At 60.7% G+C, this 15,180-nt stretch carries 12 protein-coding genes and 1 tRNA gene; 7 read left to right on the top strand and 6 right to left on the bottom strand.

What is annotated here, in order from left to right:
- Positions 1–205: 205 nt before the first annotated feature.
- From purH to AB5Y51_RS02385, 6 genes are all read left to right on the top strand, one after another.
- Positions 206–1,798 carry a bifunctional phosphoribosylaminoimidazolecarboxamide formyltransferase/IMP cyclohydrolase gene (gene purH, locus AB5Y51_RS02360; protein ID WP_368178002.1) on the top strand — a complete coding sequence of 531 codons (1,593 nt, stop codon included), beginning with the start codon at positions 206–208 and terminating at the stop codon, positions 1,796–1,798.
- Between the two features lie 104 nt (positions 1,799–1,902).
- On the top strand, positions 1,903–3,192 hold the full coding sequence (gene purD, locus AB5Y51_RS02365) for a phosphoribosylamine--glycine ligase (RefSeq protein WP_201901927.1): 1,290 nt from the start codon (positions 1,903–1,905) through the stop codon (positions 3,190–3,192).
- 406 nt (positions 3,193–3,598) lie between these two features.
- Positions 3,599–3,973 (top strand): cytochrome b562, encoded by a 375-nt coding sequence (locus tag AB5Y51_RS02370; RefSeq protein ID WP_368178003.1) that lies wholly within the window; start codon positions 3,599–3,601, stop codon positions 3,971–3,973.
- On the top strand, positions 3,954–4,508 hold the full coding sequence (locus AB5Y51_RS02375) for a cytochrome b/b6 domain-containing protein (protein WP_368178004.1): 555 nt from the start codon (positions 3,954–3,956) through the stop codon (positions 4,506–4,508). Before AB5Y51_RS02370 ends, AB5Y51_RS02375 begins: the two co-directional genes overlap by 20 nt.
- A gap of 265 nt (positions 4,509–4,773) precedes the next feature.
- On the top strand, positions 4,774–7,350 hold the full coding sequence (locus AB5Y51_RS02380; protein WP_368178005.1) for an alpha amylase C-terminal domain-containing protein: 2,577 nt from the start codon (positions 4,774–4,776) through the stop codon (positions 7,348–7,350).
- Positions 7,351–7,497: 147 nt separating this feature from the next.
- A complete protein-coding gene (locus AB5Y51_RS02385) occupies positions 7,498–7,968 on the top strand; it encodes a tetratricopeptide repeat protein (protein ID WP_368178006.1) in 471 nt (156 codons plus the stop codon).
- Between the two features lie 47 nt (positions 7,969–8,015).
- Here the strand turns inward: AB5Y51_RS02385 and AB5Y51_RS02390 are convergent.
- The 5 genes from AB5Y51_RS02390 to rpsU form a co-directional block, all read right to left on the bottom strand.
- A tRNA-Ile gene (locus AB5Y51_RS02390) sits at positions 8,016–8,092 on the bottom strand.
- Positions 8,093–8,286: 194 nt separating this feature from the next.
- A complete protein-coding gene (gene rpoD, locus AB5Y51_RS02395) occupies positions 8,287–10,182 on the bottom strand; it encodes an RNA polymerase sigma factor RpoD (RefSeq protein WP_263639565.1) in 1,896 nt (631 codons plus the stop codon).
- A 183-nt stretch (positions 10,183–10,365) separates the two neighbouring features.
- Entirely contained in the window at positions 10,366–12,153 is a 1,788-nt protein-coding gene (gene dnaG, locus AB5Y51_RS02400; RefSeq protein WP_113068962.1) for a DNA primase, read from the bottom strand.
- 89 nt (positions 12,154–12,242) lie between these two features.
- The gene (locus tag AB5Y51_RS02405; RefSeq protein WP_221436546.1) at positions 12,243–12,686 is read right to left on the bottom strand and encodes a GatB/YqeY domain-containing protein; all 444 of its coding nucleotides are present in this window, start codon (positions 12,684–12,686) and stop codon (positions 12,243–12,245) included.
- Between the two features lie 15 nt (positions 12,687–12,701).
- A complete protein-coding gene (gene rpsU / locus AB5Y51_RS02410) occupies positions 12,702–12,917 on the bottom strand; it encodes a 30S ribosomal protein S21 (RefSeq protein WP_005309452.1) in 216 nt (71 codons plus the stop codon).
- A gap of 179 nt (positions 12,918–13,096) precedes the next feature.
- On the opposite strand from rpsU, the gene tsaD reads away from it, so the two are divergent.
- A complete protein-coding gene (tsaD, locus tag AB5Y51_RS02415; RefSeq protein ID WP_010675619.1) occupies positions 13,097–14,110 on the top strand; it encodes a tRNA (adenosine(37)-N6)-threonylcarbamoyltransferase complex transferase subunit TsaD in 1,014 nt (337 codons plus the stop codon).
- 73 nt (positions 14,111–14,183) lie between these two features.
- Here the strand turns inward: tsaD and rpoS are convergent, their stop codons facing one another.
- Entirely contained in the window at positions 14,184–15,167 is a 984-nt protein-coding gene (rpoS, locus tag AB5Y51_RS02420) for an RNA polymerase sigma factor RpoS (protein WP_010675620.1), read from the bottom strand.
- Positions 15,168–15,180: the final 13 nt, after the last annotated feature.

Genomic DNA, 15,180 nt, shown 5'->3' on the forward strand with positions numbered 1-15,180 from the left:
ACCACAGGTCACATTTTTTGTGTAGAATACGCGCCCACAAGAGAGCGTCGCGTCAAGCGGGCATTTCCTAAAACGCTTTTGCCAACGGCCGCCCCGGGCGAGAGTGGTTTGCGAAATCCCCCACTTCCATTTATTTGGGGACTCTCTGTGTGTTGAGCCTCGCCTCCCATGGAACGGTCCCCGTTATGCTGAGGACGATAGTGTGATGGAACAAGCTCGACCCATTCGCCGTGCACTGCTGAGTGTGTCTGACAAGACTGGCATCCTGGAATTTGCCAAGGCACTCGACGCGCGTGGTGTGGCCCTGCTCTCCACCGGTGGAACCGCCAAGCTGCTGGCCGATGCGGGCCTGCCGGTGACCGAGGTGTCCGACTACACCGGATTCCCCGAGATGATGGACGGCCGGGTCAAGACCCTGCATCCCAAGGTACACGGCGGTATTCTCGGCCGTCGCGACCGGGATGACGCCATCATGGCCGAGCACGCTATCTCCCCCATCGACATGGTCGTCGTCAACCTCTATCCCTTCGCCGCCACCGTGGCCAAGCCCGGCTGCACCCTGGAAGACGCCGTCGAGAACATCGACATCGGCGGCCCGACCATGGTCCGCTCCGCTGCCAAGAACCACAAGGACGTCACCATCGTCGTCAAGGCCTCCGACTATGACCGCGTCATCGCCGAGATGGATGGCAACGGCAACAGCCTGACCCTCTCCACCCGCTTCGATCTGGCCATCGCCGCCTTCGAGCACACCGCCGCCTACGACGGCATGATCGCCAACTACTTCGGCACCCTGGTGCCCTCCTACGGCGAAAACAAGGAAGGCGACGAAGAGTCCCGCTTCCCCCGCACCTTCAACAGCCAGTTCATCAAGAAGCAGGACATGCGCTACGGCGAGAACAGCCACCAGGCTGCCGCCTTCTACACCGAAGAGCAGGCCGCGCCGGGCTCGGTGGCAAGCGCCATCCAGCTGCAGGGCAAGGCCCTCTCCTACAACAACATTGCCGACACCGACGCAGCGCTGGAGTGCGTGAAGGAGTTCAGCGAACCGGCCTGCGTCATCGTCAAGCATGCCAACCCCTGCGGCGTCGCCATCGGTGACGACCTGCTGGCTGCCTACGATCGCGCCTACCAGACCGACCCCACCTCGGCCTTTGGCGGCATCATCGCCTTCAACCGCGAACTGGACGGCGAGACCGCTGCGGCCATCGTCGCCCGCCAGTTCGTGGAAGTGATCATCGCCCCCAGCATCAGCCAGGCAGCCCGCGAGGCGGTCGCCGCCAAGCAGAACGTGCGCCTGCTGGAGTGCGGCCAGTGGACTGCCCCGGCGCAAGGCTTTGACTTCAAGCGCGTTAACGGCGGCCTGCTGGTGCAGGAGCGCGATCTGGGCATGGTGACGCTCGGGGATTTGAAGGTGGTCAGCAAACGTCAGCCCACCGAGGCCGAGCTGCAGGATCTGCTGTTCTGCTGGAAGGTCGCCAAGTTCGTCAAATCCAACGCCATCGTCTACGCCAAGAACGGCCAGACCATCGGCGTCGGCGCCGGCCAGATGAGCCGCGTCTACTCTGCCAAGATCGCCGGCATCAAGGCCGAGGATGAAGGGCTGACCGTGGCGGGCTCCGTCATGGCCTCCGACGCCTTCTTCCCGTTCCGCGACGGCATCGATGCCGCCGCTGCCGCGGGCATCTCCTGCGTCATCCAGCCAGGTGGCTCGATGCGCGACCAGGAGGTGATCGACGCCGCCAACGAACACGGCATGTGCATGGTGTTCACCAACATGCGTCATTTCCGTCACTGACAGCCCAGGGCCGCCAATGGCGGCCCTGCCTCTTTAGCACCGGATCCTTTCCACTGGCAGTGCCACCGCAGCGCCAGTGAACTCAGACAGAAGCGAGCGAGACGATGAAAGTACTGATCATTGGCAACGGCGGCCGTGAACACGCCCTGGCCTGGAAGGCCAAACACTCCCCCCTGGTGACCCAGGTCTTCGTGGCACCGGGCAATGCGGGCACCCAGCTTGAGCCGGGCATCGAGAACGTCGCCATCCAGGCCACCGACATCGAGGGCCTGCTGGCCTTCGCCAAGGCGAACCAGATCGGTCTCACCATCGTCGGACCGGAAGCCCCCCTGGTGAAAGGGGTGGTCGATGCCTTCCGCGCCGCCGATCAGACCATCTTCGGCCCGACCGCCGCCGCCGCCCAGCTCGAAGGCTCCAAGGCCTTCACCAAGGACTTCCTGGCCCGCCACGCCATCCCCACCGCCGATTACCAGAACTTCACCGAGGTGGAGCCGGCGCTGGCCTATCTGCGCGAGAAGGGCGCCCCCATCGTCATCAAGGCCGACGGTCTGGCCGCCGGCAAAGGGGTGATCGTCGCCATGACCCTCGACGAGGCGGAAGCGGCGGTGCGTGACATGCTCTCCGGCAATGCCTTCGGCGATGCTGGCGCCCGGGTGGTGATCGAAGAGTTCCTGGACGGGGAAGAGGCGAGCTTCATCGTCATGGTGGACGGCGAGCACGTGCTGCCCATGGCCACCAGCCAGGATCACAAGCGCGCCTTCGACGGCGACACCGGCCCCAACACCGGCGGCATGGGGGCTTACTCCCCGGCCCCCGTGGTGACCGACGAAGTGCACCAGCGCGTGATGGAACGGGTGATCATGCCAACCGTGCGCGGCATGGCGGCCGAGGGCAACGTCTACACCGGCTTCCTCTACGCCGGCCTGATGATCGATACCGAGGGCAACCCCAAGGTGATCGAGTTCAACTGCCGCTTCGGCGACCCCGAAACCCAGCCCATCATGCTGCGGATGCAGTCCGACCTGGTGGATCTCTGCCTCGCCGCCTGCGCCGGCCAGCTGGATCAGAAGGAAGCCGTCTATGACCCCCGTGCCGCCATCGGCGTGGTGCTGGCAGCGGGTGGCTATCCCGGCGACTACGGCAGCAATCACCCCATCAGCGGTCTGCCGGTGGACGAAGTGGCAGGGGAGAAGGTGTTTCATGCAGGCACCCGCCTGGAAGGACACACCAGCCTGACCCAGGGTGGCCGCGTGCTGTGCGCCACCGCCCTCGGCCACACGGTGCAGGAAGCCCAGCAGCGGGCCTATGCCCTGGCTGGTCGCATCCAGTGGGACGGCATCTTCTATCGCAAGGACATCGGCTGGCGTGCCATCGAGCGCGAGCAGGCCGAATAAGGGCCGGATCCCGATCACTCAAAGGGCCTGCGGGCCCTTTTTTTGTTGCACGGCGTCTGTGCTGGCAGTGGAATCGTCCATGGGTGGTGGCTTTCAAAAACAAAAACACCTGAAAAACTCACCTGACTTTAATAAAACGATGTGTGATAAAAAATGGCAGCATGATTCACTGCCTGCGGACCCCTTCCCGGGCCAGATGCGCGCCCTTGTATCCCCTGCAGGAGGCGAGATCCGGTGGCCGTTCTCTTTCGGCTACATTCCCACAGCAATCCCCTGCACAATTCGTCACAATTGGTCGCACTTTCTTCATACAATGATCGCCCTTTCATGGCATCATGATGCGTGAAACCGCACTCAAATGAGTGCTATAACAACCTGCAATCTCGTCGTCTCATAAGGAAATCCCATGCTGAAAACTGTGCGTCCCCTGCTGCTGCCCCTGATGTTCGGCCTGATGGCCCTGCCTGCCATGGCCGGCGATCTGGAGCAGCCGATGAAGAAGATCGGCTTCAACTACAAGCAGGCCGTCAAGGCCGACGACGCGGCCACCATGGAGAAATACATCAAGGAGATGAAGGCCCAGCTGGACGTCGCCAAGGGCAAGAACATGCCCGCCGCCAAGAAGGAGAAGTTCCTGGAAGGCATGACCGAAGTGCAGACCGAGCTGGATGCCAGCCTGGCAGCCCTCCAGGCCGGTGACGAATCCAAGGCGCGCGAGCACCTGGCCAAGGTCAACGACCTGAAGAAGGAGTACCACAAATATGCCAAGCAGAAAGGCTGATCCCTTCCACTGGGATGCTCTGGTGCGCCTAACCCACTGGGGTGTGGCGGCCATCTGTATCGGCAACCTCTGGCTCAACGAGGCGGGCGAGGAGTGGCACGAGCGGATGGGATACGCCGTCATGGTGCTCATCGGCATACGCCTGCTGTGGGGACTCACCTTCGCTCGCAGCCACGCCCGCCTGCGCGCCCTCATCCCGAGCCGGGAGGATTTTCGCCATCAGGCCGACGCCCTGCGCGAACGGACCCCGCCCACCCCTGGCCATCACGGCAGCGGCAAGCTGGCGGTCTGGGCACTCTGGCTGCTGGTACTCGCCACCGCAGGGACCGGCTGGTTCCAGAACACCGAGACCGGCTTCGATCTGGGGGCGGACGACTGGCACGAGTGGTGCACCTGGGCACTCCAGGGCATGATCGCCCTGCACCTGTGCGCCATCGCCTACACCTCCTGGCGCCAGCGCAGCAACCTGGTCACCCGCATGCTGCCAGGGCGTCGTGTCCGGGCCAGTGCCGGGCAGCAGGAACCCAACGTCTGAACGTTCACGGGGCCCTGCGGGGCCCCTGTTCATCCCCTTCGCTACCCGCTTGACGGATCTCGCACCGATCTGCCCCCCTCTGCATCCTCCTGCTGCCACCGAATGGCATGAAAGCATTTTCATTCACATTTCTTAATTAATTCAGCTTGTTCGATTTTCAACCACGTCGATTTCATGAATGCTACGGAGCTGAACGAGGTTGTTTGTTGTCCGTTCGACTACACGACAGTGATACGTCAATAACAAGATCGAAGGGAAAATCGTCATGCACAACACACTGTTTCGAACCGCCCTGCTGGCGGCGGCACTCGGCTCTTTCAGCCACACTGCCAGCGCCGAAGGAGTCATGGTTCACCTGTTCCAATGGAAGTTCAACGACATCGCCAACGAGTGCGAGACCGTGCTTGGGCCCAAGGGGTTCGGTGGCGTCCAGATCACCCCACCCGCCGAGCACAAACAGGGCAGCCAGGTCTGGTGGACTGTCTATCAACCGGTCAGCTTCAAGAATTTCAACAGCTTCGGCGGTAGCGAGGCAGAGCTCAGGAGCATGATCGCCCGCTGCAACGCGGCCGGGGTCAAGGTCTATGCCGACGCCGTCTTCAACCAGCTGGCATCGGGTTCGGGCACCGCCACCGGCGGCGGCAGCTACAACTCGGGGCAATACCAATATCCCCAGTTCGGCTACAACGACTTCCATCACAGCGGCGACATCACCAACTACGGTGACAGCAACAACGTCTGGAACGGCGCCCTCTACGGCATGCCGGACCTCAATACCGGCTCATCCTACGTCCAGGATCAGATCGCCACCTACATGAAGACCCTGCTCGGCTGGGGCGTGGCGGGCTTTCGCATCGATGCGGCCAAGCACATGGCGCCGGCCGATGTGAAGGCCATCCTCGACAAGGCAGGCAGCCCCAGGGCCTACCTGGAGGTGATCGGCGCAGGCGGGGAGTCCCCCGACATTCAGCCGGGCCGCTACACCTACATCGACACCGTCACCGACTTCAAATACGGCACGGATCTCGCTGCCAACTTCAACGGCCAGATCAAGAACCTCAAGACCCTGGGCGAGAGCTGGGGCCTGCTCCCCTCCAACAAGGCCTTCGTCTTCGTGGTCAACCACGACCGCGAACGCGGCCACGGCGGTGGCGGCATGCTCACCTTCATGAGCGGTGCCCGCTACGATCTGGCCAACACCTTCATGATGGCCTGGCCCTATGGCTGGAAGCAGGTGATGTCGGGCTATCGCTTTGAAAACATGGGCACCTATGAAACCGACAAGGGGGCGCCGGGCAGCACGCCCTGCACGGACAGCCAGTGGAACTGCGAACAGCGCCGACCGACCATCATGAACATGGCCCTGTTCCACAACCGGACCGAAGGCCAGCCCGTCAGCAACTGGTGGGACAACGGCAACAACCAGATCGCCTTCAGCCGCGGTGACAAGGGCTTCGTCGCCATCAACAACGAGAGCGGCAGCCTGGTGGCCTCGGTGCAGACCGGCCTGCCGGCCGGCGAGTACTGCAACCTCCTGGGGGGCAATGACTACTGCAGCGGCGGCTATGTCACCGTCGATGGCAGCGGCAAGGCCAGCCTGAACGTCCCCGGCATGAAGGCGGCCGCCATCATCGCCGGTTGCACCAAGGCCAGCCCCTGCGGCAGTTCCGTCCTGCCGGGCAACAAGTTCAGCAGCATGAACCTGCGCGGCACCCACAACGCCTGGGGCAACACCCCCATGACCGTCGATGCCAACCGTGTCTGGTCCGCCACCCTCACCCTGACCGGCAACGGTGACGCCACCGGTGCCCAGCGCTTCAAGTTCGACGTCTTCGGCAACTGGGCCGAGAACTACGGCGACAACGAAGGGGATGGCATCGCCGACAAGGGCAGCAGCAAGGATATCCTGGTCAGCGGGGCGGGCACCTACCGCATCACCCTGAGCGAGAGCGATCTGCGCTACACGGTCACTCCCCTCACCAGCAACCAGGCACCGGTCGCTACCCTCTCCCCCAAGACCCTCAGTATCAAGGCGGGTGAGAGCGTGGTGTTCGACGCCTCCGCCTCCAGCGATGACGGCGGCGTGGTGAGCTACAGCTGGTCCAGCGGGGGCACCGCCGCCAAGGAGACAGTCCGGTTCGATACCCCGGGTACCCATACCGTGACGGTCACCGTGACCGATGCGGAAGGGTTGACCGCCAGTGCCAGCGCCACCGTGACCGTCACCGACGACAACGGCACCTACGCCAGCGTACTGCCCACCCTGAACTTCCGCGGCACCCCCAATGCCTGGGGCTCCCTTGCCATGACGCTGGTCGCCGACAATCAGTGGGAAGCCCTGGTCACCTTCGACGGTCAGACCAACCAGCGCTTCAAGTTCGACGTCAAGGGGGACTGGACCCAGAACTACGGCGACACCAACAAGGACGGCGTGGCCGAACTGACCGGCAGTGACATCCTCACCTCGGTCATCGGCCAGTACCGGGTACGTTTCAACGATCAGACCCTGCAATACAGCCTGACTCCGGTGAGCGTCACCTATGCCAAGAATGTCGCCAGCCTCAACATTCGCGGCACCACCAACAACTGGGGCACCACCCCCATGTCCCTGGTCGGGGATCACCTCTGGCAGACCAGCGTCACCTTCACCGGCAGCGGTGATGGCAACGGCGGCCAGCGCTTCAAGTTCGACGTCAAGGGGGACTGGACCCAGAACTACGGCGACACCAACAAGGATGGCGTGGCCGAGCTGGCCGGGGCAGACATCACCACGGCAGTGGTCGGTGCCTATGTGGTGCGCTTCAACGACCAGACCCTGGCCTACAGCCTGAGCGCCCAGTAAGGCTGGACACACGCCAGGGCCATTTCGCCCCGGCGCCGAACCAGGCCTCCCGCCATCGGCGGGAGGCCTTTTTCATGGCCCCATGACCCGTTCTCCGCCAGCCTGTCGGCAGGCATACTGATCCTTCATCCCCATGCAGGAGCGCATATGAAACCGTTGAACAACCTCAAGGCCGAGGGACGGATCGAGGAAGCCCGTCAGCACGGTCTGCTGCAACTCATCGCGCACCCGGCCCACGCCGAGCTGCATTACGAAGTGGCCGGACTGCACGACATGCTGGGGCGAGAGGCCCAGGCCATTCCCCTCTATCAGAAGGCCGTGTCTCTGGGGCTTGGCGAGTCGTCGCTGCGCGGAGCCCTGCTTGGACTTGGCAGCTCCTATCGCACCACGGGCCGTCATGCCGAGGCGCTGGCCACCTTTGACGAGGCCCTGTCCCGCTTCCCCGATGCCGTGGAGTTCAAGGTGTTTCGTGCCATGACCTGCTACAACCTGGGGCGCAGCAAGGAGGGAATGGAGACGCTGCTGGGGATCCTCGCGACCACCACCACGGATCCCGCCCTGTTCCCCTACCGGCGCGCCATGGCACTCTATGCCGAGGATCTGGACAAACGCTGGTGAACGCCAGAAACGACAAAGCCGCTCAAAAGAGCGGCTTTGTCTGAAAATGGTGGCCCCTGGGGGACTTGAACCCACGACCAATCGATTATGAGTCGACTGCTCTGACCAACTGAGCTAAGGGGCCATTGATGCTGGTTAGCGGCGTGGATTATAGGGGATGGCGGATACCCCGTCCATAGTCAGATCAACCACTTGGCGAGATTTCATCCATATTCAAGCGGTTCCATGACCCCTCTTCACGCCCATGCCTGCACGGATAAAACAAAGCCCCGCATGGCGGGGCTTTTTGTTGCTATGTCAGGCTGACAGAACCCGGGACTACTCGTCCAGGAAGCTGCGCAGCACTTCCGAGCGGCTCGGATGGCGCAATTTGCGCAGGGCCTTGGCTTCGATCTGACGGATACGCTCACGGGTGACGTCGAACTGCTTGCCCACTTCCTCGAGGGTGTGGTCGGTGTTCATGTCGATACCGAAGCGCATGCGCAGTACCTTGGCTTCCCGTGCGGTCAGCCCGGCCAGCACTTCGCGGGTGGCGTTGCGCAGGCTCTCGCTGGTGGCCGCATCCGCTGGCAGAGCCAGGGTGGTATCTTCGATGAAATCGCCCAAGTGGGAGTCTTCATCATCACCGATGGGCGTCTCCATGGAGATGGGCTCCTTGGCGATTTTCAGTACCTTGCGGATCTTGTCTTCCGGCATGCCCATGCGCATGGCCAGCTCTTCCGGGTTCGGTTCACGACCCATCTCCTGCAGCATCTGGCGGGAGATACGGTTGAGCTTGTTGATGGTCTCGATCATGTGCACAGGGATACGGATGGTACGGGCCTGATCCGCGATGGAGCGGGTAATGGCCTGACGGATCCACCAGGTGGCATAGGTCGAGAACTTGTAGCCGCGACGATATTCGAACTTGTCGACCGCCTTCATCAGACCGATGTTGCCCTCCTGGATCAGATCCAGGAACTGCAGACCGCGGTTGGTGTACTTCTTGGCGATGGAGATAACCAGACGCAAGTTGGCCTCAACCATCTCTTTCTTCGCACGGCGGGCTTTGGCCTCACCAATGCTCATGCGGCGGTTGATGTCCTTGATCTGGGCGATGGACAGACCGGTCTCTTCTTCGATCTGCTGCAGCTTGCCGATGGAACGCAGTACTTCTTCGTCCATCTCGAGCAGGCGGGGAGACCACGCCTTGCCGGCCTGCTTCTGGTATTCGAACCAGGCAGTTTCGCACTCATTGTTGGTGAAGGCCGCGACGAAGGTCTTCTTCGGCATCTTGGCCTGCTCAACGCAGAGCTTCATGATGATGCGTTCCTGCACGCGGACACGCTCCATCATCTCCCGCATGTTGTTGACCAGGCGATCGAACTGCTTGGGCATCAGGCGGAATTGACGGAAGACATCGGCCAGCTGGGCGATGGCATTCTGGGTGTCGTCGTGGGCACGGCCATTCTGCTGAATGGAGAGACGAGTCACCTCGTACTGGGCACGCAGTTCGCCGAATTTCTCGCGAGCGACTTCCGGATCCGGGCCACCGTCGCCATCATCGTCGGAGTTGTCACCGTCTTCGTCTTCGTCTTCGTCCTCATCTTCGTCTTCGTCGGCGAGGTCGTCCTCGCTGAGCTCGGAGCCGATATGAGTGGCGGTCGGTGCCACGTCATCCACTTCGTTCGGATCGATGAAGCCGGAGATGATGTCGGACAGGCGAAGCTGCTCGGCTTCGTACTTGTCGTACTGTTCGAGCAGGTAAGTGATGGCTTCAGGGTACTCGGCGACGGAGCTTTGTACCTGGTTGATACCGTCTTCAATCCGCTTGGCGATGTCGATCTCGCCTTCGCGGGTCAGCAGTTCGACGGTACCCATTTCCCGCATGTACATGCGGACGGGATCGGTCGTGCGACCAATCTCAGATTCAACAGATGCCAGAGCCTGGGCCGCTGCTTCGGCAGCGTCCTCATCGGCGGTACCACCTTCAGCCATGATAAGGTCATCGGCATCCGGAGCGTTTTCAACCACTTGAATGCCCATATCGTTGATCATCTGGATGATGTCTTCGATCTGGTCTGAATCGACAATGTCTTGCGGGAGGTGATCGTTCACCTCGGCATAGGTCAGGTAGCCCTGTTCTTTACCTTTGGCAACGAGGAGTTTAAGCTGAGACTGCGGGGTTTGCTCCATAGAACTCATCCGGTTGGTGTTGCTAGGTTGCGCGTACAGTGCGCTGCTGCGCAAATAGCCAATTCTAATAGAAAACCGCCAGACATGCTATGTCTGGTTGCGGCGTCGGTCATGAGAAACCCCTGCCCGCAGTGTTGTCGGGGCCAGGTGGTTATAAAGTGTTTGTTTTCAATCCCGTCTATTCGGGCAACGCTATTCATATTGGGACTGCTCACTCAAATATCAAGCCCCACTCTCATTTCTTTTCTCAATCTGCACCTCTCTGATCAGCATCATCAGCTCCTGAGTTTCCTCAGAGCTTAGCCCTTCCTGCGCCACCTTGGCCTGCAATTCTTCGATCCGTTGCTTCAGGAAAAGGTTGATGAAACCGACAAAGGTATCCTGCAATTCTCCCAGAATATCGGGCTCCTGGTCGAGCTTTACCTCTTCAAACAGGTCATGCATCGCCAGTTGGGCAAGTATTTCTCCCTCTTTTGTGCCACGCCAATGCTCCAGCAGGATACCCGTTGTCACTCCCGGCTGGATCAGGATCTGCTGGTGCAGTTGCAGCAGGAAAGGGATCCCCTGCAGGCGCAGCCCGGCCAACTCGGGCATGGCCGGCAGCTCGGCGGTGATCGCCGGATACTGCACCATCAGGGCCAGAGCCCTGCGGATCGGCGTCAGCTTGGTCGCCTTGGGTTTGTTGACTTCCACCTTGGGCTGGCTGTTGCGGGCAAACAGCTCGGTAATCCGCTGCTTGTTTTCTCCCCAACGCATCATGCTGGAGAGTCGGGTAATCAACCCCTCACGAGTGAAACCTTCCGGTACCCGACGAATCAGCTCGGCGGCCTTGTTGGCCACTTCAAACTTGCCTGCCTCACCGGAAAGAGCCGCATCGCGCCCGAGGCGTTCGAACATGAAATCCGCAAACGACTGGGCCTTGTCGAGCAGCGCTTCGAACCCCTCCTTGCCGATCTGGCGTACCAGCGAGTCGGGATCCTCGCCATCCGGCAAAAAGACGAACTTGAGTTCACGGCCGTCTTGCAGGTGGGAGAGCGCGTTATCCAGCGCCCGCCAGGCCGCTTCCCGACCGGCGTTGTCGCCGTCGTAGCAACAGACCACCTCTGCCGTGGTACGGAACAGGGTGTGGATGTGATCGCTGGTGGTCGCAGTCCCCAGTGCCGCCACCGCATAGTCGATGTCGTACTGGCCGAGCGCCACCACATCCATGTAGCCTTCCACCACAAGGATCCGGCGCGGATCCTTGTGTGCCTGCTTGACCTCATAAAGGCCGAACAGCTCTCGCCCCTTGTGGAAGATGGGGGTTTCGGGGGAGTTCAAGTACTTGGGCGTGCCATCCCCCAGCACTCGGCCACCGAAGCCGATGACCCGGCCGCGTTTGTCCCGGATCGGAAACATGATGCGATCGCGGAAACGATCGTAGCTGCCCGGGCCGCTGTCACGGGGGATCAGCATACCGCCCGAAATCAGCAGTTGTTCGTGATCCCTACTGGCGCCAAAGCGGCGACGCACCTGATCCCAGTCCCCAGGGGCATAACCGATGTTGAAGCGCTTGACCACCTCGCCAGTCAGGCCCCGGCCTTTCAGATACTCCACCGCCTGAGGCGCGTTCTTGAGATTGCTCTCGTAGAAGCGCGCAATCTGGTTCATCAGCTCGAACAGATCCTTGCTGACAGCTGGTTGGCTATGGCTTGATCCACCCGCCGTTTGCTCACGGGGGACCTGCATACCGTGCAGGCTTGCCAGCTCTTCGATGGCATCGGGGAATTCCAGGCCGTCGTACTCCATGACAAAGCCGATGGCATTACCGTGGGCACCACAACCGAAACAGTGATAGAACTGCTTCTCCTGACTGACGGTAAAGGAGGGGCTTTTTTCGTTATGAAAAGGGCAGCAAGCCTGATAGTTCTTACCGGCTTTCTTCAACCGCACACGGGAGTCGATCAACTCGACTATGTCCGTGCGTACGAGCAGATCATCGATAAAGGATTGCGGGATCCTGCCAGCCATAACCGTCCTGTTTCATTGCATAGGAAATAAAAAAGCCGCGCATTCCAACGGGAAGCACGGCTTCTTCGACCAAACAAGAGAGTTGCCTGTTACGCCAAGCGGGTTTTCACCTGAGCACTGACGGCGCCGACATCGGCACGCCCCTGAATTTTTGGCTTCAAGACAGCCATGACTTTACCCATGTCAGCCATGACGGCAGCACCACTTTCAGTGATGGCTTGCTCGATCAGGGCGGCAATTTCGTCTGCGGTCAGCTGTTGTGGCAGGAACTCCTGCAGCACAACGATCTCGGCGGACTCTTTGTCGGCAAGATCCAGGCGACCGGCAGCTTCAAACTGGCTGATGGAATCGCGACGCTGTTTGACCATTTTGGTCACGACAGCGAGGATCTCTTCATCGTTGAGCTCGACACGGGTATCGACTTCACGCTGCTTGATTTCTGCCATCAACAAGCGGATAGCACCCAACCGAGGCTTGTCTTTGGCAAGCATGGCGAGCTTTTGCTGATCCTTGAGTTGATCCTTCAGAGACACGGCATGATCCCTTGATTAGTACAGGCGGATACGACGTGCGTTTTCGCGGGACAGCTTCTTGGCGTGACGCTTGACAGCGGACGCTTTGGCGCGCTTGCGAATGGTAGTCGGCTTCTCGTAGAACTCACGGCTACGAACTTCGGACAGGATACCGGCCTTTTCGCAAGAACGCTTGAAGCGACGCAGAGCAACGTCAAACGGCTCATTTTCACGGACTTTGATTACTGGCATGTGCCTTTCACCTCAGTGATAAATTGTTAGCTGACCTTCAATCGATCAGCATGTCTTAAAATGGTGCGAAATTATACTCTGGACAGGGAATGAAAGTAAACCCGCAGAGATCGCTCTGGTTTAAAAAACCCGCGAAGGTTACCATAGCCGTCTCATTTTAGCAGTGAAATTTTTTAGCAATGCGTGTATTGGGCATAGAGACATCCTGTGACGAAACCGGGATCGCGATCTTCGATGATCAAAAAGGGATCCTTTCCCACCAGTTGTACAGCCAGGTCAAGCTGCATGCGGACTACGGCGGCGTCGTTCCCGAGCTCGCCAGCCGGGACCATGTACGCAAGACGATCCCATTGATCCAGGCCGCCTTGAAAGAGGCTGGACTTGGCAAGGATGACATCGACGGCATCGCCTATACCGCGGGGCCAGGTCTGGTTGGTGCCATCCTGGTCGGGGCGACCATAGGCCGCTCGTTGGCCATGGCCTGGGACAAGCCGGCCATCGCCGTACACCACATGGAAGGCCACCTGCTGGCCCCCATGCTGGAAGAGCGAGCACCCGAGTTTCCCTTCGTAGCGCTCTTGGTTTCCGGCGGCCACTCCATGCTGGTTCGGGTCGATGGTATCGGCAGCTATCAGCTGCTGGGCGAATCGATCGACGATGCCGCCGGTGAGGCGTTCGACAAGACCGCCAAGCTGATGGGTCTGGACTACCCCGGTGGCCCGCTGCTCTCCCGGCTGGCAGAAAAGGGCACCACTGGGCGCTTCACCTTCCCCCGTCCCATGACCGACCGTCCCGGGCTCGACATGAGCTTCTCCGGCCTCAAGACCTTTGCCGCCAATACCATAGCCGCCAATGGCGACGACGAGCAGACCCGTGCCGACATCGCCCGGGCGTTTGAGGATGCGGTGGTCGACACCCTGGCCATCAAGTGCCGTCGTGCCCTGAAGGAGACCGGTCTCAATCGTCTGGTCGTGGCAGGCGGCGTCAGCGCCAACCGTCATCTGCGCGCCCAGCTGGCCGAGCTGATGGAGAGCCTCAAAGGTGAAGTCTTCTACCCGCGCACCGAATACTGCACCGACAACGGCGCCATGATCGCCTATGCAGGCATGCAACGCCTTAAGGCGGGAGTCTTCGAACCCCTGGTCGTCAAGGCCGTGCCGCGCTGGCCGCTGGATACCCTGGATCCGGTGTGATCCTGACGATCCACGACAAAAAGAAAGGGGCCTGCGGCCCCTTTTTCATCTTGATGACGGTATTCATACCCGTTTAGTTGGTGCGGAACAACGCTTCGATGGAGAGTCCCTGCCCCAGCAGGATCTCCCGCAAGCGGCGCAACCCTTCTACCTGGATCTGACGCACCCGCTCGCGGGTCAGACCAATCTCGGCGCCCACGTCTTCCAAGGTGGCCGGTTCATAGCCGAGCAGACCGAAACGGCGGGCCAGCACTTCGCGCTGCTTGGGATTCAGCTCCTCCAGCCAGTGCACTATGCTGCTGCGCATGTCATCTTCCTGGGACTCCAGCTCGGGCCCCATGCCGCGCTCGTCGGAAAGTACATCCAGCAGCGCCTTGTCGCGATCGCCACCAATGGGAGTATCCACCGAGGTGATCTTCTCGTTGAGCTTGAGCATGCGATTCACATCGTCCACAGAGCGATCCAGTGCAGAGGCGATATCCTCGGCGGTCGGCTCATGGTCGAGACGATGAGAAAGCTCGCGCGCAGTGCGCAGATAGACGTTCAGCTCCTTGACCACATGGATGGGCAGACGAATGGTACGGGTCTGGTTCATGATGGCCCGTTCTATGGTCTGGCGGATCCACCAGGTGGCATAGGTAGAGAAACGGAAGCCTCGCTCGGGGTCGAACTTCTCGACGGCGCGGATAAGGCCGAGGTTGCCCTCTTCGATGAGATCCAGCAGCACCAGGCCGCGGTTGTTGTAGCGCCGGGCAATCTTGACCACCAGGCGCAGGTTGGATTCAATCATGCGCTTGCGCGCCGCTTTGTCGCCACGCAGGGCACGGCGGGCGTAGTAGACTTCCTCTTCGGCCGTGAGCAAGGGGGAGAAGCCTATCTCCCCCAGATAGAGCTGGGTGGCGTCCATTACCTTGTTCAGCTCTGGCGCCATCAGTTCATCGGAAATGGTCTCTTCGGCTTCGGCCGCCACTTCCTGAACCTCTTCTTCCTCCTGAACCTCCAGCTCCTCGTCGAACTCTAACTCTGCATCCTGCATTACCAGTTGTTCTTGGCTCATGATATCTCTCCCT

The organism is Aeromonas sp. R7-1, from assembly GCF_040908115.1.
GTDB classification, from domain to species: domain Bacteria; phylum Pseudomonadota; class Gammaproteobacteria; order Enterobacterales; family Aeromonadaceae; genus Aeromonas; species Aeromonas caviae.

What these genes read in the sequence shown, in the direction of transcription:
- AB5Y51_RS02375 (WP_368178004.1), top strand. Translation starts at nt 3,954, where the DNA reads ATGCCAAGCAGAAAGGCTGATCCCTTCCACTGGGATGCTCTGGTGCGC.
- AB5Y51_RS02370 (WP_368178003.1), top strand. Translation starts at nt 3,599, where the DNA reads ATGCTGAAAACTGTGCGTCCCCTGCTGCTGCCCCTGATGTTCGGCCTG.
- AB5Y51_RS02380 (WP_368178005.1), top strand. Translation starts at nt 4,774, where the DNA reads ATGCACAACACACTGTTTCGAACCGCCCTGCTGGCGGCGGCACTCGGC.
- AB5Y51_RS02385 (WP_368178006.1), top strand. Translation starts at nt 7,498, where the DNA reads ATGAAACCGTTGAACAACCTCAAGGCCGAGGGACGGATCGAGGAAGCC.
- rpoS (WP_010675620.1), bottom strand. Translation starts at nt 15,167, where the DNA reads ATGAGCCAAGAACAACTGGTAATGCAGGATGCAGAGTTAGAGTTCGAC.
- dnaG (WP_113068962.1), bottom strand. Translation starts at nt 12,153, where the DNA reads ATGGCTGGCAGGATCCCGCAATCCTTTATCGATGATCTGCTCGTACGC.
- purD (WP_201901927.1), top strand. Translation starts at nt 1,903, where the DNA reads ATGAAAGTACTGATCATTGGCAACGGCGGCCGTGAACACGCCCTGGCC.
- purH (WP_368178002.1), top strand. Translation starts at nt 206, where the DNA reads ATGGAACAAGCTCGACCCATTCGCCGTGCACTGCTGAGTGTGTCTGAC.
- rpsU (WP_005309452.1), bottom strand. Translation starts at nt 12,917, where the DNA reads ATGCCAGTAATCAAAGTCCGTGAAAATGAGCCGTTTGACGTTGCTCTG.
- tsaD (WP_010675619.1), top strand. Translation starts at nt 13,097, where the DNA reads ATGCGTGTATTGGGCATAGAGACATCCTGTGACGAAACCGGGATCGCG.